The organism is Sphingomonas sp. IW22 (genome assembly GCF_041321155.1).
Taxonomy (GTDB): Bacteria; Pseudomonadota; Alphaproteobacteria; order Sphingomonadales; family Sphingomonadaceae; genus Sphingomonas.
The window spans coordinates 622,903-648,186 of the sequence record NZ_JBGGWB010000001.1 but is presented as its reverse complement, the minus strand read 5'-3'; the positions used below and the strand labels follow the sequence as shown (position 1 = coordinate 648,186).

Sequence of the window (25,284 nt, the reverse complement as noted above, 5' to 3'; positions counted from 1 at the left end):
CATGGGATTGATGGACGCTAGATGGCGCGCCCGCGCGCGGCTTCAAGTCGGACAGCGCCATGTCCCCGTCAGTCGCGCATGGTCGGCGACGATCCCGGCAATGTCAGCGGGCTGTGGCGTCGCATCCCACTCACCGCGTTCGAACGTGCCGCCCAGCACCACACCGTCGGCGCGCGGGAACATGTAACCCCATGGTCCTGCATAGGCGAAGTCCAGTTCCGGCTGCGGCAACAGCACGGCCAGCTGCCCGCGCACGGGCACCAATTCGCTGTCGCCGAACAGATGATGGGCACCCAGACCGGTGCAGTTGAACACCAGCCCTTCGCTCAGGGTCGCGACATCGGCGGGGCTGGCGAAATCGCGAATGACGATGCGGCCGCCCGCGCGCTGGAAATCGGCGATCATCCGCGACAAATAGCGCCCTGTTTCGACATACATGGTATCGAACCGCATCATCGTGCGTGGGCCGAACGGATGCCGCCCCGCCGCGAGTTCAGTCCTTGCAGGCTGATAGGCGGCGAGGAACGCCTCTGGATCGTCGCCGTCGCGCGTACGTCGTGCGGGCTGCCATGTCGGCAGCCAGTGGATGCCGTAATCGTCCCCGACCATGATCTGGAACCGCCGCCAGCTATAATCCATCGCCGCGCGATATTGATCGAACCAGGCAGGCGTAACGTGCCCTTCATCGAACACGCTGGTCGGCACGATCTGTCCGCCCGCGATGTTCGACGTCGTCTCCGGCGGCAGTGCCTTTGCATAAAGGGTGACGGCAAAGCCCGCTTCCTGCGCCAGCCGCGCAGTCGCCAGCCCCACCGCGCCCGCCCCGATCACCGCGACATCGCCGCGATGGCCCCGCAGGCCCAATCCGATCGCCAGCCGACTGGTCCCCCAACTCAGCGTAATGCCGCCGCCGCCATGCCCGTAATTATGAACCAGCCGCTTGCCCGCCAGCGCATCGGCTCGAACGACGAAGCCCGACGGCCGATAGGGCCGCAGGCCCGCGACGGTGCGAATGATCCGGCCGATTTCCGCGCGAACCGGCGGCAGACAGGCGGGCGCCTGCGCCAACGACAGCCGCGCCGTCGGCGCACAGGCAGGAAGCGCGAGCGCGCTGGCGACAAGGGTGCGGCGGGCGACGGGCATTGCGGCAAGGGGTAGCGGCTCTCCGCGCGCGCGTCACCCCGCCATCACGTCGCGCTGTCGAGCGTCTCCACCGTCAGCCGATCGTTGGTATAGACGCACAGATCGGCGGCGATGCCCATCGCCTTGCGCGCCAGCACCTCTGGATCTGCCTCGTAATCGGCCAGCGCGCGGGCGGCGGCGAGGGCAAAGTTGCCGCCCGAACCGATCGCCGCGATGCCGCCTTCGGGCTCTAGCACGTCGCCGTTGCCGGTGACGACCAGCGTCACATCCTTGTCCGCGACGATCAGCATCGCTTCCAGATTGCGAAGAAACTTGTCGGTGCGCCAGTCCTTGGCCAGCTCGACCGCGGCGCGCAGCAACTGGCCCTGATGACGCTCAAGCTTGGCTTCCAGCCGCTCGAACAGGGTAAAGGCATCGGCGGTCGCGCCGGCGAACCCTGCAATCACCTTGCCGTCGCCCAACGGGCGGACCTTGCGGGCATTGGGCTTCATCACGGTCTGTCCGGCGGAGACCTGTCCGTCGCCCGCAATCACCACCTTGCCCGATCGGCGCACGGAAAGAATCGTCGTGCCGTGCCACGCTGTCGATTTGCTCATGGCGCCGCATATGGGGGCGGGCGGGCGCCTGCCAAGAGCGCCCGCGAACGCTCAACGCTCCACGCCCTTCACCTTCCCCCATTGCCGCGCGGCCGTATAACCGAGATAGCCGGTGCCAAACAGCGTATACAGCTCCTCCGGCAAGGCCCGCAGATAGCCGGTGATCCCAGCCACGATGGCGTCGGCCATTTCAGCGTCGGCGGCGGCGATCAGGCCCATCGGGATCGCCCACAGGAATAGGGCGTACATGACATACAGAAAGCTGGGCCGCGCGCGGCTGGTCCATGGATCGGGCGACTGCGCCTCCGCCACGATTGCCGATAACTGCGTTTTCAGCGTGTCCAGTTCCTGGCTGCCCTCCAGCTTCAGCAGTTCCAGCTTTGCCTGATCGCGGGCTTTAGGGTCGGGAATGATCTTGTCGATCAGACCGGCCACCGGGCCGATCACGGCATTCAGAATGGTCATCGCGCCGCCCCCTCAATGATTGCCCAGACGGTTGGCGAGCCAGCCGTACAGAAAAGCCTCATTGGCGGGGCGGCGTTCGGCGAGGCGCAGATAGCGTTCGCCCTGCATCGCCTCCACCGCCTTCAACAGCACCGTTTCGCCGCCGGGCTCGCGAAGCGCGAGAAAGCGGTCGAGCGCCGCCAATGTCTGCGGCCCGATACGGCCATCGACCGCCAGATCGGGATAGTCGCGCCCGGTACGATTGAGCGCGGTCAGCGCGCGCTGGAGAAAGCCAGCGGCGACCGCAGGCCCCATATTCACGCCCGTGTCGAACAATTCGGCCGCCAAGGCGGGTGCGCGCGTCGCCACCGCGTCGAAGCGCGGAGCCAGCCAGTAACGCGCGCAATACAGCGATCCGGCCGCCGCACGTGGATAATCCTGCATCGCGCCGCGATAGCCGGCGGCGCGAGCGGTTGCTTCGGTCACGCCCCAGCGCGTTGGTCCGCCACGGTCGGCGGGGTGGTTGATGAAACCACCTTCGCGTTCGATGAGTTCGTCGATCAGCCGGTCGATATCCATGCTAAGCCCTCCTGTCCCACATCGACTCACCGGTAACCTATTTGGTTGGTTGTAGGACAGGCTGTTGGCCGTGACGGAGATGAAGGCAATGGAATTGAAGGTCGATCAGCGCGCGAAATGGATTGGCGGCGGCATCGCGGTGGCGGCAGCGGCAGGTGCGGCGGCGTGGTGGGCAACGCGCGTCGAAACGCCACCCTATACCCTGGTGCTGAAGGACGGCGCGGTGGAGGTGCGGGCCTATGGCGCGATGAAAGTGGCCAATACGCGCGTCACCGGCCCGCGCGAGGAGGCGCTTTCGCAGGGTTTCAGGAATTTGGCGGACTATATCTTCGCCAATTCACGCGATGGTGAGAAGATCGCGATGACCGCGCCTGTTCTGTCCGACGCCGATGGGAATAAATGGCGCACGCGTTTCGTGTTGCCGCAAACCTATCTCGACACCGATCCGCCTGCACCCCCCGCCGATGTTGAGATCGAAACGCTGAAGGGGCGGCGCGTCGCGGCGATCCGGTTTGCGGGCCGTGCCGACGACCTGATGCTTGCCGAACGCGAAGCGGCGCTGCGGGTGTGGCTTGAGGAATATGGTCTGAAGGCGACCGGGTCGAATATGCGTTCTACAACGCGCCCTTCGTACCGGGGCCGTTTCGCCGCAACGAGGTGATCGTGCCGGTCGCCAGCATCTATTGAACCGGGTGTTTTAGGGGGCTATATCACCGCCATGCTCAATCTTCTCTCGATCCTGATTGGATTGCTCTCGCTCCCGCTGATTATCCTTGGCTGGATACCGCTGCTGGGCTGGTCGCTGTGGTTCGTGCTGACGATCCCGGTGGTGGGCACGGCCGTTGGCGCGCTGTCGAACAGCAATACCGGGCGCAACTTCAACCTGGTGCTGATCGTGCTGGGTGCGATCCGGCTGTTTCTGGGCGGCGGCCTGATCTGAATCGAAAAGGGGCCGGGCAATTGCTCGCCCGGCCCCCTTTGTCACTCAAGAGCAATCAGCGGCACTGTACTCCGCCGCGATCGATCTGACGGCCCAGCAGCGCACCCGCACCACCGCCCAGCAGCGTGCCGATCAGGCCCGAATTGCCCGCCGTCAGCAAGTTACCCAGCACACCACCGCCAAGTGCGCCGATGATCAGGCCCGTCGTGCCGTCATTGCGACGGCAGTAATAACGTCCGTCATTTCCGCGATAGATGCGGTCGTTGCGGCCCAGGCGGCGCGGCTGATAATAGCGGCCGTCGCGATAATATTGGTCCGCGTAATAGCGGCGCTGGCCGCGACCCGGATGGTTCCAGTCGTAATTGCGATACTGGCGCCAGTCGCGGCGATCCTGGCGACGGTCCTGACGGGCGTCGCGAACCTCCCGGCGATATTCGCGGCGCGCCTCTCGCACATCCCGGCGCGAGTCGGCGTTGCGTAGATCCCGGCGATAGTCGCGATCGGCATCGCGCACTTCGCGGCGATATTCGCGATTGCTCTCACGCGGGTTATGCTGCGCAACAGCAGGCACCGCGGGAAGCGCGATGGCGGCGATCAGCGCGGTCAGCATGGGGGTTCGCATGGTCGTTCCTTCTACCTGTTTCAGGCATCAAGAACGACGCAATGCTGCCGGTTGTTTCGTGAACGAAAAACTACCTGCCGTTAAGCTGGCAGTCGGGTTTCGCCGGGATAAGCGAACAGCAGGTCGGCATCTTCCGACGCGTCGATCCGCTCGCTGCCGGTCACCGACACGCATTCGCCCGCCTGCCATTCGACCCCGCCCACCTGGCCGGATCCCCGCACCGGCACCAGCCAGCCCGTCTCACCGTCGGGCAGGTTCACGTCGCGCGCGCCGCCGGTCCAGCGTTCCAGCACGAATTTTGGCCCTTCGACCAGGATTGTGCGCCCCGCCGCCACTTCGCCGGGGGAGGGGTAGGGAACATAGGGCACGGCGTCGCTGACGGCCACGCCGTCATCCAGGTGCAACTCGCGCGGGCGGCCATAATCATACAGGCGATAGGTGGTTTCGCTGTTCTGCTGCACTTCGATCAGCGTGATGCCCGCGCCGATCGCGTGAACCGTGTTCGATTCCGAATAGAGGAAGTCGCCTGCCTTCACCGGCTTCCAGTAGACCAGTTCCTCGATCGACCCGTCGAGCGCGGCGGCGCGCAGTTCGTCGGCCGACAACGGGCGCACGGTGCCCACCGCGATGGTCGAATCGGGTTCAGCATCCAGGATCAGCCAGCATTCGTCCTTGCCGCGCGGCAGACCGCGTGCCTGCGCCTGTTCGTCATTCGGATGGACCTGAACCGACAGCTTTTCGCTGGTGAACAGATATTTGATCAGCAGGTCCGGCGTGCTGTCACCGGGTTGCTGGAACCACACTTCGCCCACCGGTTCCCCGCCGGGCGCCGGGTCTGCAAAACCGGGATACAGCTTCATCCGGCCCCAAGGCTTTTCGACGCGGTGGGTGGCAAGCTTGGTTGCGGGCAAGGCTCATTCTCCGGAATTACGAATCGGGCAATCGCTGCAACGCAGCTAGCATGGGGATCGTTTCGTCTGGCAAGTCCATGCCCGGCGCAAAAATTGATTTGTTCGCCGGAACGCGCGTCGGGTAAGGAGGCGCCATGCGTAGCTTGCCCATCCGCCCCCTCGCGCTCGGCGCGGTCGTCCTGTCCGCCTTCGGTCTCAGCGCCTGTGCCCGCTCGAACCAAGGCGCCGACATCCCCTATGTCGCCCGCGACGTCAGCACCCTGTACATGGCCGCCAAGCAGCGGCTTGATCGCGGCCAGTACAAGCAGGCGGCGGCGCTGTTCGACGAAGTCGAGCGGCAGCATCCCTATTCGGTCTGGGCGCGCCGTGCGCAGTTGATGAGTGCGTTCAGCTATTATCTGAACAAGGATTACACCGAATCCATTCAGTCGGCGCAGCGGTTTCTGGCGGTTCATCCGGGCAATCGCGACGCGCCCTATGCCTATTACCTGATCGCGCTCGGCTATTACGAGCAGATCACCGACGTGACCCGCGACCAGAAGATCACGCAGCAGGCGCTCGATTCGCTGGGTGAACTGTCGCGCCGTTACCCCAACACCCGCTATGCCGCCGATGCGCGGCTGAAGGTCGACCTGGTGCGCGACCACCTTGCGGGCAAGGAGATGGAGGTCGGGCGTTTCTATGGCCGTCGCGGCCAATGGCTGGCGGCATCGATGCGCTATCGCTCGGTCGTCGATCAGTTCCAGACGACCAGCCACGCGCCGGAAGCCCTGATGCGTCTGGTGGAGGCGTATCTGAACCTTGGCCTGCGTGATGAAGCGCGCAAGTCGGCCGCCGTGCTGGGCGCCAACTATCCGGGTACCGAATGGTATGAGCGCGCGTACGAACTGATGGGTGAAAACCCCGTTCTGCCGCCACAGGCGCCGCAAAAGCCGGCGACCGAAATCGACCCGGTCGGCACCTGATCCTTACGCTGGGCCTTCCGTCATGCTGACCGCGCTGTCGATCCGGGACGTGGTGCTGATCGAGGCGCTCGACCTCGATTTCGGCGCGGGACTGGGTGTCCTTACCGGAGAGACGGGCGCCGGCAAGTCGATCCTGCTCGACGCGCTGGGCCTGGTGCTGGGCGCGCGCGGGGACAGCGGGTTGGTGCGCCATGGTTCGGCGCAGGCGGTGGTGACGGCCAGCTTCGACATTCCCGCTGCCGACGGTCCCATTGCCGCGCTGCTTGGCGATAACGGGCTGTCGATCGAACCGGGTGAGCCGTTGATGATCCGTCGGCTGGTCAAGGCCGATGGCGGCAGCCGCGCTTTTGTGAACGATCAGCCCGCGTCCGCCGGGCTGCTGCGCGAACTGGGCGCGATGCTGGTGGAGATCCACGGGCAGCATGACGATCGCGGGCTGTTGAACCCGCGCGGGCACCGGGCGCTTCTCGACGCCTTTGCCCGTGCGGACGCTGGCGCCGTCAGTGCGGCGTGGCGCGAATGGCGTGCCGCTGTCGCCCGCCTGGAGGAAGCGCGCGCGGCCCAGGCGGTGGCCGAACGGGACCGCGAATGGCTGGCCCACGCGGTGGCCGAACTCACGACCCTAGCGCCCGAAGCGGGTGAGGAAGAACGACTGGCCGAACGCCGCGCGACGATGCAGCGCGGTGAGCGGGTGGCCGGTGAATTAACGGCGGTGGCCGACCTGCTTGACGGGTCCGACGGCGCACTGTCGCGGCTGCGTCAGGCTGCGCGTATCCTGGAGCGCGCGGGCGAAGCGCATCCGGCGCTGGTGGACGCGCTGGCGGCGATCGACCGCGCAATCGTTGAGGGCGCGGGTGCTCAGGATCAGGTGGACGTCGCCGCCGATGCGCTGGCGTTCGACCCGGCCGTTCTGGAAGCGGATGAGGCGCGGCTGTTCGAACTGCGCGGCGTGGCTCGCAAGCACCGGGTGCAGCCGGACGAACTGCCGGCACTGTCCGAAGAACTGGCGCAACGGCTGGCGCTGGTCGAGGGCGGGGAGGCCGGACTGGCGGGCCTGACCCGCGCGGCCGATGCGGCAGAGGCGCGTTATGTCGCCGCCGCGAAGGCTTTGAGTGCGACGCGCGCCGAAGCGGCGGGGCGGCTCGATGCCGGGGTCGCGGCCGAACTGGCGCCGCTGAAGCTCGATGCCGCGCGCTTTCGCACCACCGTGGCGCCGCTGCCGCGCGAGCAATGGGGCGCCGACGGCAGCGACCGTGTCGAGTTCGAGGTGTCCACCAATCCCGGCGCGCCCTTTGCTCCGTTGATGAAAATCGCCAGTGGCGGCGAATTGTCGCGCTTCATCCTGGCGATGAAGGTGGCGCTGGCTGAAGAGGGCGGTGCGCGGACCTTGGTGTTCGACGAAATCGACCGCGGTGTCGGCGGCGCCGTTGCCAGCGCCATCGGCGACCGGCTGGCGCGGCTGTCGACGCGCAATCAGGTGCTGGTCGTGACCCACAGCCCGCAAGTCGCCGCGCGGGGCCGCCGCCACTATCGCATCGCCAAGTCGAGCGACGGCACTGTGACCCGCACCGGTGTCACACCGCTCGGCCCCGATGAGCGGCGCGAGGAAATCGCACGGATGCTGTCCGGCGCCGAAGTAACACCCGAAGCGCGCGCTCAGGCAGAGCGGCTGCTGGCGGCCTAAGGCGCCGCTACCCGCGCGCGCTGATCGTCCGCCCGATCAGCCACAGATGCAGCGCGTGGATCGCGACGAACGTCGTTCCAAAAAGAGCGATGCCGGGTACTGCCAACCCTTCCTGACCGGGGCGGGGCGACATGGTCACGCTGATGATTGCAATGGTCGAGAGCGTAACGAACGCCAGCCCCGGCATGAACGCCAGCGCCCATCGACGCGGTGCGGTCCATGTCACTGAACCATCAAGCCACCATTGCATCGGCAATCGCCGCTCGGCGCGGAACTTGCGGTTCGCCCGAACGGACATGACCCCGACCACGACAACTGCAAACGCGGCAATCATAAACGGGGCCATCACACTTTCTGCCTGGGCCGCAAAAGCCACGACCCGGCCGGACGCCGCTTGTTAAAGGTCAGTGCAGCGGACGCGCGACCCGATCATCGCAACCTGTGCCGCTTCGCCTGCTTCTGCGACTTGCCGCACCTGCTCTCCATTCTTGATCGTCAGTTGCAGTTCGACAGGTCCGACCAGATCGCACTGCGGGCCTTTCTTCGCGGGTTTGCACGTCTTGGACAGCCGTTCATATTCTTCCGCCGTGGCCGGCCCCGCGCTCCCCACGCCCATCATAACGCTGGTGGAATCCCCGATCAGTGCGGCCTTCAGGCCGTTCATCGTGCGGATTTCCCACATCTTCGGCTTGTTCGTGGGCTTCATGCCGGTTTGCGCGGCCAGTCGTTCGCAAAAGCTGGGCTGCGAAACGGTTTGCGCATGTGCCGTGGCCGCAATGCCGATCAGTGCTGCTGCCGTAAAAAGGATACGCATTTGAAAGCCCCGCTTGTTCGATCTTGCGGACTTTTGTGAAAGTGGAATGTGACCGGGTCGTTACGGCGCTGACGCTTTCAGCATTCCGCCATGGCCGCACCCGCACGCAATTATTTCTACACCACCGCTGGCTATGGCGGGCTCATGTCCCGCTCTTTCGCCCATAGCCTGAACCTCTGGCTCGACATGCCGCGGATCCGGCGGATCGCTGTCATATGGTGCCTGGTCGCTCCCATCCTTCTCGTGATCTACCTGGCTATGCAAAGACAGGTCGGGTTGACCGACGGCAATGACCGTCCCTTTGGAGAGGATTTCCTGAACTTCTGGTCGGCGGCCCGGCTTGCGATCTCCGGTCGGGCAACGCTGATCTATGATCTTAGGCTGTTCCACGATTTCCAGCAGGCGGTCGTCGGCGGGCCGATCGACCTTTATCATTACAGCTATCCGCCCGTCATGCTGCTGCTTACCGCGCCGATCGGCCTTTTGCCGTACGAGGCGGGCTGGTTGGTATGGCAGGTGGGCGGGTGGCTTGCCTTCGCGCTGGCCGTGCGGCGGATCGCCCCGTCGAACTGGTTCCTGCTGGCCCTCGCCCCACCCGCCATCCTCATCAACGCGATCGGGGGGCAGAACGGGTGCTGGATCGCAGCTGTTCTGGGCTGGGGCCTTATCCTGCTGGAGCGCCGCCCCATGTTGGCCGGCGCGATACTGGCGCTGCTGGTGGTCAAGCCGCAGCTGGCGTGGCTGGTGCCGCTCGCGCTTCTGGCGGGACGGGAATATCGTGCGGTCGCAGCGCTGTGCCTGACAGCGGTGCTGCTGATTATGCTCTCGCTCGTCATCTTCGGGATTGACTTGTGGCTGGCCTATGCGGCGCAGGGCGCGATGCTGAAAACGGTCATCCTGGAGAATGGCTGGGGGACCTGGCACCGGATGATCTCGGCATTCGTGCTGGTTCGTCATCTGGATGCGGCGGTCGCCGTTGCCTATGCCGCGCAGGTGCTGGTCAGCGCAGTGGTCGCGTGGCTTGTGCTGGCGCGGTGGCGTACCGACGGGGCGACGCCGACCTCGTTTGCGATGTTGCTGCTGGGTGTCCTGCTCGGCTCGATCTATGTCAGCGACTATGACTGTGTATCGGTTGCGCTGGTGCTTGCCTGGGCGTGGCCAGTGCTGCGGGCCGACGGCCTGTGGCGGTCAGCGCTGGCGGTTCTGACGCCGCTTTTGGCCGCGCCGCTGGCGGTTGCGAGCGGGGTTGCGCTGGGCGCATTCATGCTGTGGCCGCTGTTCCTGTCGATACGCCGGAAAGCGGTGGCAAACCGGGCGTGTCAAGCGTCGATGCTGCGGCCCAGCGAAGCGTTCACCAACCCACCGTCGACGGTGATCGTGTCGCCCACCACATAATCGCCTGCGCGGGCGGCGAGGTAGATGGCGGCCGCCGCCATATCCTCATACACGCCGATCCGGCCCGCGGGGATCGCCTTTGCCACGTCGTCGCCATGGTCGCGCGCGGCCTTGTTCATGTCGCTGGCAAAGGCGCCGGGCGCGATCGAAGTGACGTTGATATGATCGCGGATCAGCCGCGCGGCCATGCGCTTGGTCAAATAGATCAGCGCCGATTTCGACGCATGATAGCTATATGTATCCCACCCGTTCAGCCGCTGACCGTCGATCGAGGTGATGTTGATTACCTTTGCCGGGCGGTCCGCACGGCCGCTGGCCTTTAGCAGCGCGTGCAGCGACTGGGTCAGGAAGAAGGGAGATTTGACGTTCAGGTCCATGACCTTGTCCCAGCCAGTTTCCGGAAAGATCTCGAACGGCTCGCCCCAGGCCGCGCCCGCATTGTTGACCAGGATGTCCAGTGCCTCTTCGCGCTGTGCGATCGAGGCGGCAAGCGCGCGGCACCCCTCAACCGTCGAAACATCGGCGGGCAGGGGGATGGCACTGTCGCCCAGCGCCTCTGCGGTGGCGTGGCAGGCATCGGCCTTTCGCGAACTGATATAGACGCGCGCGCCCATGCCGACGAACCCTTGCGCGATCATCCGTCCGATGCCCCGCGATCCCCCGGTGACGAGCGCGACGCGACCATCCAGACGGAACAGGCTGTTGGTGTCCATAGGGTACTCCTTTTGCCTCAGCCCCGCTGAGCGGCGGCGTCGTTGACCTCAATCCGATGGCCGTCGGGATCGCGGATATAGACCTGACGCACCCCGTCGGTGCGCAGGCGCTGCACCGTCGATGGGCGGTCTTCAAAGTCGGTGAACGGAACGCCCATCGCCGCCAAATTGGCGACGAAGCCGTCAAAATCGCCGACCGCGACCGCCAGGTGATTGCCACGATCGATCCCGACGGGCGCGGTGCGGCCGGGAATGAGGTGCAGCGCGAACCCGCCGCCCAGGTCGAGCCAGCGGCGGTTGACCACTGGCGCCTTCAACTCGGCGAACCCGAAGACCCGCCTGTAAAATTCGGCGCTGGCCTGCAGGTCAGAGACCGCCAGCGCGACATGGTCGCCGCGCGCGGCCCGCGACGGGGGGGATTGCGCATGCCCGGCCACGGGGGTCAGCAGGCTCAGCAGCGCGGCGGCGCGGAGGACGGTTTGCATCGGTCGTTCCTTTCGCAGTCCCTGACCTTACCCGCCCCGCTTCATCGTTTCGCGCGCGATAATGATCTGCTGGATCTGGCTGGTGCCCTCGTAAATGCGGAACAGCCGGACATCGCGGTACAGCCGCTCGATGCCGTAATCGGCGATATAGCCCGCGCCGCCATGCACCTGCACCGCGCGGTCGGCAACGCGGCCAACCATTTCGCTGGCGAACAGCTTGGCCGCCGCGCTTTCCAGCACCACGTCGCCGCCGGCATCCTTGGCCGCTGCGGTTTCGAGGACCAGCGCACGGGCGGCCAGTGCCTCTGTCTTGGAATCGGCGATCATCGCCTGGATCAGCTGATGCTCGGCAATGGGCTTCCCGAACTGGCGGCGTTCGGCGGCATAGGCGACGGTGTCCGCGATCAGCCGCTCCGCGACGCCGACGCAGACGGCGGCAATGTGCAGCCGCCCGCGGTCCAGCACGCGCATGGCGATGCGAAAGCCATCGCCCTCATTGCCCAGCCGGTTCGCGGCGGGGACGGGGACGTCGTCGAAATGCACGTCGCACACCCGCGCGCCGCGCTGTCCCATCTTCTTTTCAGGTTCGCCCACCGACACGCCGGGCAGGTCGCGTGGAACCAGAAAGGCGGTGACACCGCGCCCCCCGGCCTCTTCACCGGTGCGGGCCATGACCGTGAACAGGTCAGCCTTGTCGGCGTTGGTGATGTAACGCTTGGTCCCCGACAGGCGATAGATGTCGCCGTCGCGCACCGCGCGTGTCTTCACGCTGCCGGAATCGGAGCCGACATCGGGTTCGGTCAGGGCAAAGCTGGTGATGATTTCGCCACTGGCGATGCGCGGCAGCCACTCAGCCTTTTGTTCGGGCGTACCAGCCATGACCAGGCCTTGGCTGCCGATCCCAACATTGGTCCCGAATGCCGAACGAAAGGCCGGGGTGGTGTGCCCCGTTTCCATCGCCACGCGGCATTCCTCGACCATGTTGAGGCCCAGCCCGCCATATTCGGGCGCGATCGACAGGCCGAACAGGCCCATCTCACGCATCTCGGCGACCACGGGCGCGGGTACGGCGTCGTCAGCCTCGACCTCGGCCTCCAGCGGGCGCAGCCGGTCGGTGACGAACCGGCGAACCCCCTCGATCAGCGCATCGAATGTTTCGGCATCCAGCGCCATGCGGCATCCTCTCCCCTGGCCGGTCGTTCGCCGCGTCGAAACCACGCAGCGTCGCCGGCGTTGTGGCACAAGGGCTAGGCGAAACGGGGGCTGCATGGCAAGCGCGAATCCATACCCGATCTTCCAAATGATTTTCGTGGACGTTGCTGTCGGGATCGGGACCCGGTGAACCACTCGATACCGGAGCCGCGAAAGGCCGATGTCGCCCCGCTGCCGCCCGTCCGCCGCGTCGCCACCGCGACGACGCTGGCCTATGGTTTTGGCGCGGTCGCTTATGGTGTGAAGGACAATGGGTTCGGCACGTTCCTGTTGCTCTTCTACAATCAGGTGATCGGGCTGCCTTCGGCGCAGGTCGGCTTCATCGTCATGTGCGCGCTGTTACTGGACGCAGTGATCGATCCGATGATCGGCGTCGCGTCGGACCGCACGCGCGGGCGATGGGGGCGGCGGCATCCGTGGATGTATGCAGCCGCGCTGCCGATCGCGCTGGGCTGGGTCGCGCTGTGGAACCCGCCCGCGCTGTCGTCGGGCTGGACGCTGGCGTGGCTGTTCGGGGCGGCGGTGGTCGTCCGGACTGCCGTTTCCGCCTATGAAGTGCCAAGCCAGGCGCTGACCCCCGAACTGACTGCCGATTATGACGAGCGCACGCGGATCACCGCCTATCGCTATATCTTTGGGTGGGCGGGCGGATTGCTGATGTTGCTGGCAGCGTATCAGTTGTTTCTGGTGCCGGAGCCGGGCCAGTCGAACGGCCTTCTGAACCGTGCGGGGTATCAGAGCTTTGCGATTGCAGGCGCGGGCGCGATGCTGGTCGCGATTCTCGTGTCGGCCATCGGCACCCACCGCGAAATCGCGCGCCTGCCTCAACCCCATATCGAACGCGGCGGCGTTGGCGTTGCCTTTCGCGAGCTGGCCGGGGCGGTCCGTAATCGCCCGTTCCTGATCCTGATGGCGGCGGGGCTGTTCGCCTATACCAATCAGGGGATCAGCTTTGCGCTGTCCAATTACCTCTACAGCTTTGTCTGGCGCTTCGAAACGGCGACCTTTGCGTGGCTGGCTGCGGTGCTTTTCGCAGGCGTGGTGATCGCGTTCGTCGGCGCGCCCGCCATTGCACGCCGTGTCGGCAAGCCACGTGCGGCCGCGTCGATGATCGCAGCGGCGGGTCTGCTTCAGGCAACGCCCTTTGCACTGCGGCTGGCGGGGTTGTTCCCGACGCCCGACGATCCCGCGATGGTACCGGTCCTGTTCGCCATCTACACGCTCAATTCCGCCGTCAGCGTTGGCACCGCGATCCTCGGCGCGTCGATGATGGCCGATGTGGTCGAACATAGCGAAGTGCGCACAGGTCGCCGCAGCGAGGGGGTGTTCTTTGCCGGAGCCTTTTTCGTCCAGAAATGCACCAGCGGCATCGGCATTTTCGTGTCGGGCCTTATTCTGGCGGCGGCGGGCTTTCCCGAAGGTGCCAGGCCCGGTCAGGTCGATGGCGCGACGCTGGACTGGCTGACCATCCTGTTCGCGGGCACCTATCTGGTGCTGTCCATGTCGGCGGCGTGGCTGTTCCTGCATTTCCCCTTTGGCGCCGACGAACATCGCGCGCGGGTGGCACGGCTGGCGGCGACGGATTGAGGCGGAGGGGCGGGCGGTGTCGCGCTCGCCCATTGCCGCCGGCGCAGCGAGGCAATAGGGCAGGGGCATGTCGTCGCCACTCCGCCGGGGTCGCTGGTCCGCCGCCGCCGCCGGCCTGATCGCGCTGTCGCCTGCCGCCGCCTGGGGGCAGGCCGCGCCACAGCCGTCGCAGGTCGACGACGTTCCGCTCGATCCCGCTGCGCCGCTGGCGCCGATGCCCGAACTCGGCATCGACTGGCCCGACCTGTCGACCCAGCCGACCGATCCGGTCGCCGTCATCGATACCGCGCAGCAGATCGCCGCCGAAACCCGCTATCGTTACCGGGTCGAGGGGATGGACGGCATCTGGACCGACCTGATGCGACAGCGGTTCAATGAAGCATCGACGCTGCGTCTGCACGAGAATGAAAGCTCGAATGCCGCGCAGCTGAACCGCCGCGCGCGGGAGGATTCGAGCCTGCTGAACGAACTGTTGCGGGCCGAGGGCTATTACGCGGCAGAGGTCGACACGCGGGTCGAGGCGGGGGCGGGCGAGGTCACCGTGTTTCTGACCGCCCGTCCGGGGGAGGTCTATCGCTTTGCCGGCGTGACGCTGGAAGGGGTGGAGGCTGCGGGTGCAAAGGCCGAGGAGCTGCGCCGCGCCTTTGCCGTCGAGCCTACCGATCCGGTCAACGCCGACACCATCGCCGCTGCCGAGACGAACCTGCGGGAGCGTATCGGGCGGGCGGGCTTTCCCTTTGCCGAAGTGGGGGAGCCGCGCATCGTCGTCGACCACGCCACCCGCACCGCGACACTGGCGGTGGCGGTCACGCCGGGTGAGGCGTTGAGATTCGGGCGCATCACCACACGCGACAATCGCGTGTTCGACGGTGACCATGTGCAGGACATCGCCCGTTTCGAACCCGGCGAGCCGTTCGACCAGGGCTCGGTCGACGACCTGCGCCGCGCGATCGTCCAGACGGGGCTGGTTTCTGCCGTGCGGATCGAGCCGGTGGAGGGCCAAGCGCCCGGCACCGTCGATCTGGACGTCCGCATGTTCCCCGCGCCGCCACGCACGATCGCGGGCGAAATCGGCTATGGCACGGGCGAAGGCGCGCGGGTCGAGGCGAACTGGACGCATCGCAACCTGTTCCCACCCGAAGGCGCAGTGACGTTGCGCGGGGTCGCGGGCACGCGTGAGCAGTTGGCGGGCGTTACGTTCCGACGCAACAATTTCCATCAGCGCGACCGGGTGCTGACGTTGCAGGCGACGGCGGCGCATCTGGAACGCGACGCCTATCAGGCCGATACCTTCCTGCTGTCCGGCACGCTGGAGCGGCAGACCAATATCTTCTTTCAGAAATCCTGGGTCTGGTCGGTCGGCGCCGAACTGGCGGCGTCGCGGGAGGAGGATGTGATCCTGTCCACCGGTGAGCCGCGTGAGCGCGTCTATTTCATCGGCGCGCTACCCACCAGCCTGACCTATGACGGGACCGACGACCTGCTCAACCCCACGACCGGCTTTCGGCTGGGCGGGCGGCTGTCGCCGGAAGTTTCGCTGTCGGGTGCGGCCTTCGGCTATGCCCGGACCCAGATCGACGCCAGCATCTATCGCCCGTTCGGGGATCGGGTTGTGCTGGCCGCGCGCACGCGGCTGGGCACGATCCTGGGCGCGCCGCGCGACGCGATTGCACCGTCGCGGCGTTTCTATGCCGGGGGAGGCGCCTCGGTGCGGGGCTATGGCTTTCAGTCGATCGGGCCGCGCGATCTGAACAACGATCCGATCGGCGGCCGAAGCCTGACAGAATTTTCGCTTGAGGCGCGCGTCCGGGCGTTCGGCAATTTCGGCGTCGTGCCGTTCATCGACGCGGGCAACATCTATACCTCTCCGCTGCCGAAATTTTCGGGCTTTCGCTACGGGGCCGGCGTGGGCGTGCGTTATTATTCCAATTTCGGCCCGATCCGTGTCGACGTCGGCACGCCGCTCAATCCCCAGCCGGGGGATTCGCACATCGCCGTCTATGTCAGCCTGGGTCAGGCCTTTTGAGCGAGGCCGAAAGCCCTGTCCCCGTGCGCCGCGCGCGCTGGCCCCGCGTCGTGGCGATCATCGTCGTGGCCTTGGCGGCTCTGATGGGCGCGGCGCTGTTCGTCGCCGATACGCAGCTTGGGCACCGCTTCATCACCGACCGCATCGCCGCATTGGCGCCGGGCAATGGTATGCGATACCGGATCGGCCGGATCGAGGGGTCGATCTATGGCCGGGCGACGCTGATCGACATTCGGATCAGCGACCCGCGCGGGCTGGTCTTCGCCGCGCCACATGCCGAGCTTGACTGGCGGCCGCTCGAATGGGCGCGCAACCGGCTGGATATCCGCAGTCTGATCGTGCCGCGCGCGCGCCTGTTCAAGCTGCCACAGCCGACGCCGACCGGGCGAAAGGGGCCGATCCTGCCGGGCTTCGACATTCATGTCGGGCGATTGGCGATCGAGCGCCTCGAACTCGCGCCCGCCGTCGCGGGGCAGGAGCGTAGCGCGCGGCTGATCGCGGGCGGTGACGTGCATGACCGCCGCGCCATGATCGAGGCAGCGGCGCTGGTGGCGGGCAGCGATTTCGTCCGGCTGACGCTGGACGCAGCACCCGACCGCGACCGTTTCGAACTTGCCGCTCGCGGGCGCGGGCGTGCCGGTGGGCTGCTGTCGCGCGCCATCGGCACGCAGTCGCCGGTGCGATTCGATGTGGCGGGCGACGGGCGCTGGTCGCGTTGGCGCGGGCGCGCCGTTGCGACGCTGGGCACGGCGGAGCTGGTCGCGCTCCGGCTGGGCGTCGATGCGGGGCGCTATCGCCTTGACGGCCAGGTCACCCCCGCGCCCCTGTTGCGCGGGCGACTTCAGCGGCTGTCGCTGCCGACCATTCGCCTGAGCGCTGATGCGACCCTGGCCGACCGGCGGTTGTCGGGGCGGCTGAGCGCGCGCACGGCATCGCTGGCGATGGACAGTGAGGGCGGCATCGACCTTGCCACCAACGGCTGGCGCAATTTCGTGACCGACATTCGCCTGCTACGGCCGGCGGCGCTGTTTCCGAACATGAGCGGTCGCAACATCGCCGCGCGGGTAACACTGGATGGGGCGTTCGATCGCGCGAGTTTCGACTATCGGCTGACCGCCGACCGTGTGGCGTTCGACCAGACCGGATTCGAACGCGTGCGCGCAATGGGACGCGGTCGCCTGTCGGCTGCGCCGGTGACCGTGCCGCTGGCGCTGACCGCCGCGCGCGTGACGGGGGTGGGTGATGTGGCGGGTGGCATCCTGCGCAACCTGTCGGTTTCCGGGCCGCTGAAGGTGACGAGCGCGAACATCACCGCCGACGCGCTTCAGCTGAGGTCCGACCAGCTCAACGGACGCGTCATGCTGTTGGTCGACCTGAAGACCGGGCGCTACGAAGTCGGGCTGGCTGGCGGACTGCGGCGCTACCGCATTGCGGGGCTGGGCGTGGTCGAGGTGGATACGAAGCTGTCGGTCGTGCCGGGCGCGGGCGGGCGCGGCACGCGAATCGTCGGCACCGGCAGCGCGCGAATGCTGACGCTGGAAAACGCCTTCTTCCGGTCGCTGACGCAAGGATTGCCGCGCATCGTCACCCGGCTTGAACGCGGCCCCGACCGCATCCTGCATTTCCGTGGCCTGCGGCTGGTCTCGCCGGGGCTGACGCTGACCGGCGATGGCTATCGCCGGATCGACGGCAGCTTCGTGTTCGCCGGACAGGGCGTGTCGCGCCAATATGGGCCGGTGGTGCTGAACCTGGACGGGCGGATCGAGCGGCCTGCCCTGCGCCTGCGGCTGGCCGCGCCGAATGCCACCTTGGGTCTGTCCGACGTGCAGGCCGCTCTGGACCCGGTGGCAGAGGGGTATCGCTATACCGCAGCGGGCGGCTCGCGCATTGGGCCGTTCACGGGCGCGGGCACCATCCTGTTGCCGCGCGGGGGCACGGCCCGGGTGGTCGTCGACCGGCTGGACGTGGCGGGCACGCGCGGGCAGGGCGCGCTGGATATCGTGACCGGCGGCTTTTCGGGGCAGATCGACGTGGCGGGCGGCGGGCTGGGCGGCGCGATCCGCTTTGCCCCCGTTGAGGATATCCAGCGGATCGACGGCGACCTGACCGCCCGCGCCGCAATGATTGCGGGTATGCGGATACGCAGCGGGCGGCTTCGCTTCTCGACGCTGCTGGACCCCGATGGGACCACATTGTCGGTGCAGGCGCAGGCGCGCGGCCTGTCGCGCGGGACGCTCAGCCTTGCGCGGCTTGACGGGTCCGCATCGCTGACGGGGGGAAGCGGGACGGCGCGCGTGTCGCTGGCGGGGGCGCGCGGGCGTCGCTTTGCGCTGGATTTCGATGCCGCCATCGCGCCCGACCGCTATACGATCCGCGGCGGCGGACAGGTCGACGGGCGCCCGCTCAAGCTGGCAACGCCCGCTACGCTGACGTTGAGCGACGGGACATGGCAGCTTGCGTCCACCCGCCTGACCTTTTCCGGCGGGGAGGCACAGGTTGCGGGCCGGTTCGGCAATGATGAAATCGGGGTCGAGGCCTGCCTGACGCGCATGCCGCTGGGCGTGCTGGACATCGGCTATCCCGGCATGGGACTGGGCGGGTCGGCGTCGGGACGCTTCAGCTATGCCGCGCGCGCTGGCGCTGCGCCCACGGGGCAGGCCGACCTGACCATTCGCGGGCTGACGCGTGCCGGGCTTGTGCGCTCGGGCACGCCGATCGATGTCGGGCTGAAGGGCGTGTTGCGCGCCGATCAGGCGGGCTTTCGCGCCGTCATGGCGTCCGGCGGGCGCACCGTCGGCCGGGCACAGGCGCGTATGGCGCCGCTGTCGGGCGGGTCGCTGGTCGAACGGCTGACCAACGCGCCGCTGTTCGCCCAGCTTCGCTATGTCGGTCCCGCCGATACGCTGTGGCGGCTGACGGGGATCGAGCTGTTCGACCTGTCCGGCCCCGTCAGCATCGGCGCCGACGTGACCGGGCGACTCGCCGACCCCCGTATTCAGGGACAGGTCCGCAGCGACAATGCCCGGATCGAAAGCGCGGTGATGGGCACCGTGCTGAGCGGCATAAAGGCCAGCGGTCGCTTCAACGGATCGCGGCTGGTGATCGACCGGTTCGAAGGTAGCGACGGGCGACAGGGCAGCGTTTCGGGTGCTGGGAGTTTCGACCTGGCCGCCGCGCGCGGTTTCGGCATGGATCTGCGGCTTGAGGCGCGCAGGGCGCTGGTCATCAACCGCGACGATATCGGCGCGACCGTCAGCGGCCCGGTGACGATCCGCAGCGACGGCGCGGGCGGCACCATTGCGGGTGAGGTCACGCTGGACGCCAGCCGCTATCGGCTGGGCCGCGCGACGGCGGCGGCCGCGATCCCGCGCCTGAACATCACCGAAATCAACCTGCCGGAGGGGGAAGAGGAAGCGACTGTCGCTACCCCGTGGCAACTCGACCTGCGCGCGCGGGCGCCGGGGGGCATGTTGGTCACCGGCCTGGGGCTGGACAGCGAATGGTCGGCCAATCTTCGCATCGATGGGGAGCCGACCAACCCACGCATTTTGGGGCGGGCCGATCTGGTCCGCGGCGATTACGAATTCGCCGGACGCGATTTCGACTTGGAGCGTGGGGTCATCCGCTTCGACGGGTCGGTTCCGGCCAATCCCGCGCTCGATATTCAGGCGAATGCCGACACGCAGGGGCTGAATGCCACGATCCGCGTGACCGGCACGGCGCTGAAGCCCGAAATCGGCTTTTCCAGCGTGCCCGCGCTGCCAGAGGATGAATTGCTGTCGCGGCTGCTGTTCGGCACGTCGATCACCAGCCTGTCCGCGCCTGAGGCATTGCAACTGGCGGGCGCGGTAGCGGCGTTGCAGGAGGGGGGCGACGGGCTGAACCCCATCAATGCGCTGCGCCGCGCCGCCGGGCTGGACCGGCTTCGCATCCTGTCCGCCGATCCGCAGACCGGGCAGCAGACGGCCATCGCGGCGGGCAAGTTCATTACCCGGCGCGCTTATGTCGAGATCATCAGCGACGGCGCTGGCTATTCCGCCACGCGGGCGGAGTTTCAGTTCACGCGCTGGCTGTCGGTCCTGTCGACTATTTCGACCATCGGGCGGCAAAGCGTGAACGTGCGCATCTCGCGCGATTATTGAGCTATAGTGGCGATCCAAGGAGAGCGACCATGCAGACCCATGTCCAGCGTATCGACCGCACCGGCGGCCCCGACGTCTTTCAGTTCGTCGGCACGCCATTGCCCGAACCGGGGCCGGGGGAGGTTCGCTTGCGGACCACGGCAATCGGCCTGAACTATATCGACACCTATCACCGCTCCGGCCTGTATCCCGTCGATCTGCCCGCCGTGCTGGGGACCGAGGGCACAGGCGTGGTCGAGGCGCTGGGCGCGGGGGTTGATGGCGTTTCCGTGGGCGACCGGGTCGGCACCTTCACCACGCGCGGCGCTTATGCCACGCACCGGACCGTCGCCGCCGATCAGCTGATCCGCCTGCCGCACGATGTCAGCGACGAACAAGCCGCGGCCCTTATGCTCAAGGGCGCGACCGCCGCCTGCCTAGTGGAGGATTGCGCGCGGGTTCAGCCCGGGCAGACGGTGCTGGTTTATGGCGCGGCGGGCGGCGTGGGGCTGTTGCTGTGCGGCTGGCTCAAGGCGGTCGGCGCACAGGTGATCGGCGTCGTCGGCAGCGAGGCAAAGGGCGAGCGCGCCCGCGCTGCCGGAGCCGATCATATCATCATCCACAAGTCACAGGACATCGCCGCACGCGTGCGTGAACTGACCGATGGCGCGGGTGTGCCGGTGGTCATCGACGGCGTGGGCGCCGCGACGTGGCAGGCCTCCCTCGACAGCGCCAGCCCGCGCGGCCTGATCGTCAGCTATGGCAATGCCAGCGGACCGGTAACCGGCGTCGATCTGGCAACCCTGGCGGCCAAGGGCTCGCTGTTCGTCACGCGGCCCACACTCTACCATTATGCAACGACGGCTGAGGCGCGGCAGCGTTATGCCGATGCGGTATTCGCCCGGTTGCGCGACGGGTCGATCAGCGCCGAAATCGGCCAGCGTTTTCCTCTGGAAGCCGTGGCGGAAGCGCATGAGGAGCTGGAGGCCGGCACCACCATCGGCAGCACCGTCCTCCTTCCATAACGGCATTGTTCAACCTGGATAGGGTGCGTTCTTCAAAAGCTGTGCGAGATGGGCGGCGTTGCTGGCGACCATCTTCGCAGTCTTTGTCACAGCCTCAGGTGTTTCGTCCAAGTCCTTGAAATCGGTCGATCCCATTGCCTCGCCAATCCAATAACATGCGGCGACGGCGGGGATGGTGAAGCCGACATCGTTCAGTGACTGGAACAGCTGTGCCGACGACCAATGGGCGCCGTCCTCGTTCCCCACGATCGCGGCGACGGCGACCTTGGAATAGCTGGGCATCCGTCCCTGATCGTCGGTTTCGCTCAGAAAGGCGTCCAGCCGCTCCAGCACGCGCTTGGCGACGCTGCCGATCTGACCCATCCAGATCGGGCCGCCGAAGATCAGAATATCGGCGGCGAGGATCTTTTCGCGGATCGCGGGCCACTCGTCGCCATCGCCCTCGTCGCTGCTGACGCCGGGCTTCACGTCGTGGGCGGCGACGCGGATCGTTTCGCTGATTGTCACGTCATGCCTGGAAAAGGCATCGGCCAGTACCGCGATCATCGCGTCGGTCGACGATTCCTTGCTCGCATCGGCTTTCAGCGAGCAATTCAGGGCAAGGGCGGTGAGTGCCATTTCTGTCTCCTGTCGGGCGGGAGACGAGAGGACTGTTCAGCGTCCGCGTGGTTCCATCGACAGCCGCGTCAGGAACGCTGCGTTACGCAGCGCCTGTCGCTCAAGGCTGTCCAGGTCCAGCCACTCGCCCTCCGCATGCGCCTTGCCGCCCACCGGCCCCAGTCCTGCCAGCGTGGGTACGATGGCCGCGACCCAGCCCGAATCGGCCGCCCCGCGCCGGGCGGGGTCATATTCGGGCATCTGTGCCAGCCCCAGATCGCGGTTCACGGCGTTGAGCGTCGCCAGCAGCGCGCGATTACCATCGCTCGGGGGCATGGGCGGCATGCCGTCAAAAAAGGTCAGTGTCGCCTCCGTTCGGGGCAGGTGCTTGGCAACGATCTCGGCCATCCGCGCGCGCACCCTTGCGTCCTGTTCGGGTGTGAGTGTGCGAAGGTCGCCGCGCGCGATGGCAGTTTCGGCAACGATATTGGTTTTGCCCGATGCGGTAACCGAAACTCCGGCGGCGTCGATGGCTGCGGGCGTGCCGCCCGCCATGACCCCGACATTATAGGTCAGATTGGGTTCGGGCAGTTCCCGCCGAAACCCGTCCAGGATGCGCGCCAGTTCGTAAACCGCGCCATAGCCAAGCGCTTCGTTGAAAATGCCGCTGGAATGGCCGGTCACGCCACTGGTCCGCAATTCCCAGCTTGTCGAACTGCGCCGCGCGACGGTGCCGAATTCGCGGCCATTTTCCACCGCCAGCCCTTCATATTCCAGCGCGATATCGCTGGCCCTGGCTGCTTCGATCAGATCGGCGCGCGCCTGATCGGTCGGGCGGCCCGACCGCTCCTCATCGCCGGTCAGATAAACGGTGATATCGGCATCCTTCAGCGTTCCCGCCGCCTGCATGGCACGCAGCGCGCCGACGATCACGACCATGCCGCCCTTGTCGTCGCCCACGCCGGGACCGATCGCACGGCGCCCCTCTCGCTTGAAGCCGGTAAAGGGCGCAGACGGTTCGAACACGGTGTCCAGATGGCCGATCAGCAACAGCCGCTTGCCGCGTCCATTGCCCTGATGCCGCGCTACCAGATGGCCGGCGCGGCCCACCGCCGACTGATCTACCCACTCGATCGCAAAGCCCAGCGGCTCAAGCTCGGCGCGCATCAGCTCGCCGACAGCCTTTACGCCTTCAAGGTTCAGCGTGCCCGAATTCTGGACGACCAGCCGTTCCAACAGCGCCTCGTTGCGCGTCGCGTCCGCGCTTACGGCCTTCCGCATGGCAGCCAGTTGCGGAGCCGTCTGAGCGATAGCAGGCAGGGGCAGGGTGATGAGCGCGGCGGCGAGGAGCGGTTTGAGCATGGCGACAGGCTAGGCCAGCGGCGCTCCCCCTGCCAAGCAGCTATTCGTCGTCGGACAACCGTTCCGCGACCATCGCTGTGACGACCGATTGCACGATGTGAAGCATCCAGCGCTCCCCAGCCTTGCGCGGCCCGGCTTCGACCTCACCCTCGGTAATGCCCAGCAGCGGCGCGATGCCTGCAATATTCACGACATACAGAACCGTGCCGAACAGCGCGCCCAGCGCGGCCGGCGGCATGTCGGGGAAATAGTCCCGCAATTCGGCATAAAGGCGGCCGAACGCCGCTGACGCGCCCAGATGATTGCCGAATTCAATCAGGCTGGTGCCAACGTTACCGATGGCGTCGCGCGACCCGGTGTTGCGGTCGATCCAGTCCACTGCGTCGCGGTCCAGCGTCTTGCCCAGCATGCCGGACTTGCGCCCGCCCCACATCACCGCCGTCGTCACCACACCCGCGACGATGCCGCCGATCATTGCTGCCCTGCGCTTGTCCATGCCCGACCTTCCTTTGCTGCGTTCGAACATCAAAGGGGCGAGGGGGACATGCGGTTCCCGATGGATGCGAAAAGGGGCGCCCGACCAATGGCCGGGCGCCCCAATTCGCATCAAAACCGCGAAGGATTACGACGAATAATACATGTCGTATTCGACCGGGCTGGGGGTCGTTTCGAAACGGATCACGTCGGCCCACTTGATCTCGGCATAGGCTTCGATCTGGTCCTTGGTGAACACGTCGCCCTTCAGCAGGAACTCGTAATCTTCCTGCAGCGCCACCAGTGCTTCGCGCAGCGATCCGCACACGGTCGGCACGTTCACCAGCTCGGCGGGCGGCAGGTCGTACAGGTTCTTGTCCATCGCCTCACCCGGATGGATCTTGTTCTGGATGCCGTCCAGACCAGCCATCAGGATCGCGGCATAGCACAGATACGGGTTGGCCATCGCGTCGGGGAAACGGAATTCGACGCGCTTCGACTTGGCACCCGTGCCGTACGGGATGCGGCACGAAGCCGAACGGTTGCGCGACGAATAGGCCAGCAGCACCGGCGCTTCAAAGCCCGGCACCAGACGCTTGTAGCTGTTGGTGGTCGGGTTGGTGAAGGCGTTCAGCGCGCGGGCGTGCTTGATGACGCCGCCGATGAAGTAGAGGCAGGTGTCCGACAGGCCGGCATAACCGTCGCCGGCGAACAGCGGCGTCTTGCCTTCCCAGATCGAGAAGTGGGTGTGCATGCCAGAGCCGTTATCGTCCTTGATCGGCTTGGGCATGAAGGTGGCCGACTTGCCATAGGCATGGGCGACCTGATGCACGACATACTTGTAGATCTGCATACGGTCGGCGGTTTCGGTCAGCGTGCCGAATGTCAGACCCAGTTCGTGCTGCGCGGCGGCGACTTCGTGGTGATGCTTGTCGCACGGCAGGCCCATTTCGAGCATGGTCGAAACCATCTCGCCACGGATGTCGACGGCCGAGTCGACCGGCGCGACGGGGAAGTAACCGCCCTTGGCGCGCGGGCGGTGGCCCATATTGCCGCCTTCATATTCCTTGGACGAATTGCCCGGCAGCTCGATGTCGTCGATCTTGTAATAGCTCGACGAATAGGTGTTCTCGAACCGCACGTCGTCGAACATGAAGAATTCGGCTTCGGGGCCGACATAGACGGTGTCGCCGATGCCGGTGGTCTTCACATATGCCTCGGCGCGCTTCGCGGTCGAACGCGGGTCGCGGGCGTAAAGTTCGCCGGTCGACGGCTCGACCACGTCGCAGAACAGGATCAGCATCGGCGTGGCCGAGAACGGATCGGTATAGACCGCGTCCAGATCGGGCTTCAGCACCATGTCCGATTCGTTGATCGCCTTCCAGCCCTCGATCGAGGAGCCGTCAAACATCAGGCCGTCGGTCAGCTGGTCTTCATCCAGGCTCGACGCGACCATCGACAGGTGCTGCCACTTGCCCTTGGGATCGGTGAAACGCAGGTCGACCCACTCGATTTCCTCGTCCTTGATACGCTTCAGAATGGTGCCGGCGTCGGTGGCCATTAAAGTCCCTTTCGTTTCACAAAGTCGG

General features: G+C 66.4%; 24 protein-coding genes. 9 read left to right on the top strand and 15 right to left on the bottom strand.

Annotated elements, in window-relative coordinates; translation table 11 throughout:
- Positions 1-42: 42 nt before the first annotated feature.
- The 4 genes from ACAX61_RS03235 to ACAX61_RS03220 are packed head-to-tail and all read right to left on the bottom strand — an operon-like array spanning position 43 to position 2,762.
- Positions 43-1,143, bottom strand: coding sequence for an FAD-dependent oxidoreductase (locus tag ACAX61_RS03235; protein WP_370713379.1), 1,101 nt, complete (start codon positions 1,141-1,143; stop codon positions 43-45).
- Positions 1,144-1,187: 44 nt separating this feature from the next.
- On the bottom strand, positions 1,188-1,739 hold the full coding sequence (gene hslV / locus ACAX61_RS03230; protein WP_370713378.1) for an ATP-dependent protease subunit HslV: 552 nt from the start codon (positions 1,737-1,739) through the stop codon (positions 1,188-1,190).
- Between the two features lie 51 nt (positions 1,740-1,790).
- Positions 1,791-2,204: a holin family protein gene (locus tag ACAX61_RS03225; protein ID WP_370713377.1), complete on the bottom strand. Its 414-nt coding sequence runs from the start codon at positions 2,202-2,204 to the stop codon at positions 1,791-1,793.
- 12 nt (positions 2,205-2,216) lie between these two features.
- Positions 2,217-2,762, bottom strand: a complete 546-nt coding sequence (locus ACAX61_RS03220) for a glycoside hydrolase family 108 protein (protein ID WP_370713376.1) — start codon at positions 2,760-2,762, stop codon at positions 2,217-2,219.
- 70 nt (positions 2,763-2,832) lie between these two features.
- Here ACAX61_RS03220 and ACAX61_RS03215 point away from each other — a divergent pair, with 70 nt between their 5' ends.
- The gene (locus ACAX61_RS03215; protein ID WP_370714886.1) at positions 2,833-3,423 is read left to right on the top strand and encodes an SOUL family heme-binding protein; all 591 of its coding nucleotides are present in this window, start codon (positions 2,833-2,835) and stop codon (positions 3,421-3,423) included.
- Positions 3,424-3,480: 57 nt separating this feature from the next.
- Positions 3,481-3,702, top strand: coding sequence for a hypothetical protein (locus ACAX61_RS03210; RefSeq protein ID WP_370713375.1), 222 nt, complete (start codon positions 3,481-3,483; stop codon positions 3,700-3,702).
- Positions 3,703-3,757: 55 nt separating this feature from the next.
- Here ACAX61_RS03210 and ACAX61_RS03205 read toward each other — a convergent pair whose 3' ends face one another.
- Together ACAX61_RS03205 and ACAX61_RS03200 are read right to left on the bottom strand one after the other, a co-directional pair.
- Complete coding sequence (locus ACAX61_RS03205; RefSeq protein WP_370713374.1) at positions 3,758-4,324, bottom strand: glycine zipper 2TM domain-containing protein; 567 nt, start codon at positions 4,322-4,324, stop codon at positions 3,758-3,760.
- An 80-nt stretch (positions 4,325-4,404) separates the two neighbouring features.
- Positions 4,405-5,235, bottom strand: a complete 831-nt coding sequence (locus ACAX61_RS03200) for a class I mannose-6-phosphate isomerase (RefSeq protein WP_370713373.1) — start codon at positions 5,233-5,235, stop codon at positions 4,405-4,407.
- A gap of 134 nt (positions 5,236-5,369) precedes the next feature.
- On the opposite strand from ACAX61_RS03200, the gene bamD reads away from it, so the two are divergent.
- Positions 5,370-6,200: an outer membrane protein assembly factor BamD gene (gene bamD / locus ACAX61_RS03195; RefSeq protein ID WP_370713372.1), complete on the top strand. Its 831-nt coding sequence runs from the start codon at positions 5,370-5,372 to the stop codon at positions 6,198-6,200.
- A gap of 22 nt (positions 6,201-6,222) precedes the next feature.
- On the top strand, positions 6,223-7,884 hold the full coding sequence (recN, locus tag ACAX61_RS03190; protein WP_370713371.1) for a DNA repair protein RecN: 1,662 nt from the start codon (positions 6,223-6,225) through the stop codon (positions 7,882-7,884).
- A gap of 7 nt (positions 7,885-7,891) precedes the next feature.
- Here the strand turns inward: recN and ACAX61_RS03185 are convergent, their stop codons facing one another.
- Both ACAX61_RS03185 and ACAX61_RS03180 read right to left on the bottom strand, forming a co-directional pair.
- Positions 7,892-8,182, bottom strand: coding sequence for a hypothetical protein (locus tag ACAX61_RS03185; protein WP_370713370.1), 291 nt, complete (start codon positions 8,180-8,182; stop codon positions 7,892-7,894).
- A gap of 99 nt (positions 8,183-8,281) precedes the next feature.
- Positions 8,282-8,698 (bottom strand): hypothetical protein, encoded by a 417-nt coding sequence (locus ACAX61_RS03180; protein WP_370713369.1) that lies wholly within the window; start codon positions 8,696-8,698, stop codon positions 8,282-8,284.
- Between the two features lie 90 nt (positions 8,699-8,788).
- On the opposite strand from ACAX61_RS03180, the gene ACAX61_RS03175 reads away from it, so the two are divergent.
- Positions 8,789-10,093: a glycosyltransferase family 87 protein gene (locus ACAX61_RS03175; RefSeq protein WP_370713368.1), complete on the top strand. Its 1,305-nt coding sequence runs from the start codon at positions 8,789-8,791 to the stop codon at positions 10,091-10,093.
- On the opposite strand, the gene ACAX61_RS03170 is transcribed toward ACAX61_RS03175, so the two are convergent.
- From ACAX61_RS03170 to ACAX61_RS03160, 3 genes are read right to left on the bottom strand one after another with little or no spacing between them, the layout of a single operon-like run.
- The gene (locus ACAX61_RS03170) at positions 10,018-10,806 is read right to left on the bottom strand and encodes an SDR family NAD(P)-dependent oxidoreductase (protein WP_370713367.1); all 789 of its coding nucleotides are present in this window, start codon (positions 10,804-10,806) and stop codon (positions 10,018-10,020) included. The genes ACAX61_RS03175 and ACAX61_RS03170 overlap by 76 nt on opposite strands.
- Before the next feature lie 17 nt (positions 10,807-10,823).
- A complete protein-coding gene (locus ACAX61_RS03165; RefSeq protein WP_370713366.1) occupies positions 10,824-11,291 on the bottom strand; it encodes a VOC family protein in 468 nt (155 codons plus the stop codon).
- A 27-nt stretch (positions 11,292-11,318) separates the two neighbouring features.
- Positions 11,319-12,464, bottom strand: coding sequence for an acyl-CoA dehydrogenase family protein (locus ACAX61_RS03160; RefSeq protein ID WP_370713365.1), 1,146 nt, complete (start codon positions 12,462-12,464; stop codon positions 11,319-11,321).
- A 165-nt stretch (positions 12,465-12,629) separates the two neighbouring features.
- On the opposite strand from ACAX61_RS03160, the gene ACAX61_RS03155 reads away from it, so the two are divergent.
- The 4 genes from ACAX61_RS03155 to ACAX61_RS03140 all read left to right on the top strand — a co-directional run bounded on the left by ACAX61_RS03155 (position 12,630) and on the right by ACAX61_RS03140 (position 21,262).
- On the top strand, positions 12,630-14,090 hold the full coding sequence (locus tag ACAX61_RS03155; RefSeq protein WP_370713364.1) for an MFS transporter: 1,461 nt from the start codon (positions 12,630-12,632) through the stop codon (positions 14,088-14,090).
- A 67-nt stretch (positions 14,091-14,157) separates the two neighbouring features.
- Positions 14,158-16,116, top strand: coding sequence for an autotransporter assembly complex protein TamA (locus ACAX61_RS03150; protein ID WP_370713363.1), 1,959 nt, complete (start codon positions 14,158-14,160; stop codon positions 16,114-16,116).
- Positions 16,113-20,258 carry a translocation/assembly module TamB domain-containing protein gene (locus ACAX61_RS03145; protein WP_370713362.1) on the top strand — a complete coding sequence of 1,382 codons (4,146 nt, stop codon included), beginning with the start codon at positions 16,113-16,115 and terminating at the stop codon, positions 20,256-20,258. Before ACAX61_RS03150 ends, ACAX61_RS03145 begins: the two co-directional genes overlap by 4 nt.
- Positions 20,259-20,287: 29 nt before the next feature.
- Complete coding sequence (locus ACAX61_RS03140; protein ID WP_370713361.1) at positions 20,288-21,262, top strand: quinone oxidoreductase family protein; 975 nt, start codon at positions 20,288-20,290, stop codon at positions 21,260-21,262.
- A gap of 9 nt (positions 21,263-21,271) precedes the next feature.
- Here the strand turns inward: ACAX61_RS03140 and ACAX61_RS03135 are convergent, their stop codons facing one another.
- The 4 genes from ACAX61_RS03135 to glnA form a co-directional block, all read right to left on the bottom strand.
- Positions 21,272-21,880, bottom strand: a complete 609-nt coding sequence (locus ACAX61_RS03135) for a flavodoxin family protein (protein ID WP_370713360.1) — start codon at positions 21,878-21,880, stop codon at positions 21,272-21,274.
- A 36-nt stretch (positions 21,881-21,916) separates the two neighbouring features.
- The gene (locus ACAX61_RS03130) at positions 21,917-23,221 is read right to left on the bottom strand and encodes a M20/M25/M40 family metallo-hydrolase (RefSeq protein ID WP_370713359.1); all 1,305 of its coding nucleotides are present in this window, start codon (positions 23,219-23,221) and stop codon (positions 21,917-21,919) included.
- A gap of 40 nt (positions 23,222-23,261) precedes the next feature.
- Positions 23,262-23,717: a hypothetical protein gene (locus ACAX61_RS03125; RefSeq protein WP_370713358.1), complete on the bottom strand. Its 456-nt coding sequence runs from the start codon at positions 23,715-23,717 to the stop codon at positions 23,262-23,264.
- A gap of 126 nt (positions 23,718-23,843) precedes the next feature.
- On the bottom strand, positions 23,844-25,256 hold the full coding sequence (gene glnA, locus ACAX61_RS03120; protein ID WP_370713357.1) for a type I glutamate--ammonia ligase: 1,413 nt from the start codon (positions 25,254-25,256) through the stop codon (positions 23,844-23,846).
- Between the last annotated feature and the right edge of the window lie 28 nt (positions 25,257-25,284).

Excerpts from the sequence above, each read along its gene's own strand:
- ACAX61_RS03225 (WP_370713377.1), bottom strand. The coding sequence starts at position 2,204 with ATGACCATTCTGAATGCCGTGATCGGCCCGGTGGCCGGTCTGATCGAC.
- ACAX61_RS03205 (WP_370713374.1), bottom strand. The coding sequence starts at position 4,324 with ATGCGAACCCCCATGCTGACCGCGCTGATCGCCGCCATCGCGCTTCCC.
- ACAX61_RS03170 (WP_370713367.1), bottom strand. The coding sequence starts at position 10,806 with ATGGACACCAACAGCCTGTTCCGTCTGGATGGTCGCGTCGCGCTCGTC.
- ACAX61_RS03150 (WP_370713363.1), top strand. The coding sequence starts at position 14,158 with ATGTCGTCGCCACTCCGCCGGGGTCGCTGGTCCGCCGCCGCCGCCGGC.
- ACAX61_RS03130 (WP_370713359.1), bottom strand. The coding sequence starts at position 23,221 with ATGCTCAAACCGCTCCTCGCCGCCGCGCTCATCACCCTGCCCCTGCCT.
- ACAX61_RS03140 (WP_370713361.1), top strand. The coding sequence starts at position 20,288 with ATGCAGACCCATGTCCAGCGTATCGACCGCACCGGCGGCCCCGACGTC.
- ACAX61_RS03210 (WP_370713375.1), top strand. The coding sequence starts at position 3,481 with ATGCTCAATCTTCTCTCGATCCTGATTGGATTGCTCTCGCTCCCGCTG.
- ACAX61_RS03160 (WP_370713365.1), bottom strand. The coding sequence starts at position 12,464 with ATGGCGCTGGATGCCGAAACATTCGATGCGCTGATCGAGGGGGTTCGC.
- ACAX61_RS03235 (WP_370713379.1), bottom strand. The coding sequence starts at position 1,143 with ATGCCCGTCGCCCGCCGCACCCTTGTCGCCAGCGCGCTCGCGCTTCCT.
- ACAX61_RS03125 (WP_370713358.1), bottom strand. The coding sequence starts at position 23,717 with ATGGACAAGCGCAGGGCAGCAATGATCGGCGGCATCGTCGCGGGTGTG.
- ACAX61_RS03165 (WP_370713366.1), bottom strand. The coding sequence starts at position 11,291 with ATGCAAACCGTCCTCCGCGCCGCCGCGCTGCTGAGCCTGCTGACCCCC.
- ACAX61_RS03135 (WP_370713360.1), bottom strand. The coding sequence starts at position 21,880 with ATGGCACTCACCGCCCTTGCCCTGAATTGCTCGCTGAAAGCCGATGCG.
- ACAX61_RS03175 (WP_370713368.1), top strand. The coding sequence starts at position 8,789 with ATGGCCGCACCCGCACGCAATTATTTCTACACCACCGCTGGCTATGGC.
- bamD (WP_370713372.1), top strand. The coding sequence starts at position 5,370 with ATGCGTAGCTTGCCCATCCGCCCCCTCGCGCTCGGCGCGGTCGTCCTG.
- ACAX61_RS03180 (WP_370713369.1), bottom strand. The coding sequence starts at position 8,698 with ATGCGTATCCTTTTTACGGCAGCAGCACTGATCGGCATTGCGGCCACG.
- ACAX61_RS03185 (WP_370713370.1), bottom strand. The coding sequence starts at position 8,182 with ATGTCCGTTCGGGCGAACCGCAAGTTCCGCGCCGAGCGGCGATTGCCG.
- hslV (WP_370713378.1), bottom strand. The coding sequence starts at position 1,739 with ATGAGCAAATCGACAGCGTGGCACGGCACGACGATTCTTTCCGTGCGC.
- ACAX61_RS03220 (WP_370713376.1), bottom strand. The coding sequence starts at position 2,762 with ATGGATATCGACCGGCTGATCGACGAACTCATCGAACGCGAAGGTGGT.
- recN (WP_370713371.1), top strand. The coding sequence starts at position 6,223 with ATGCTGACCGCGCTGTCGATCCGGGACGTGGTGCTGATCGAGGCGCTC.
- glnA (WP_370713357.1), bottom strand. The coding sequence starts at position 25,256 with ATGGCCACCGACGCCGGCACCATTCTGAAGCGTATCAAGGACGAGGAA.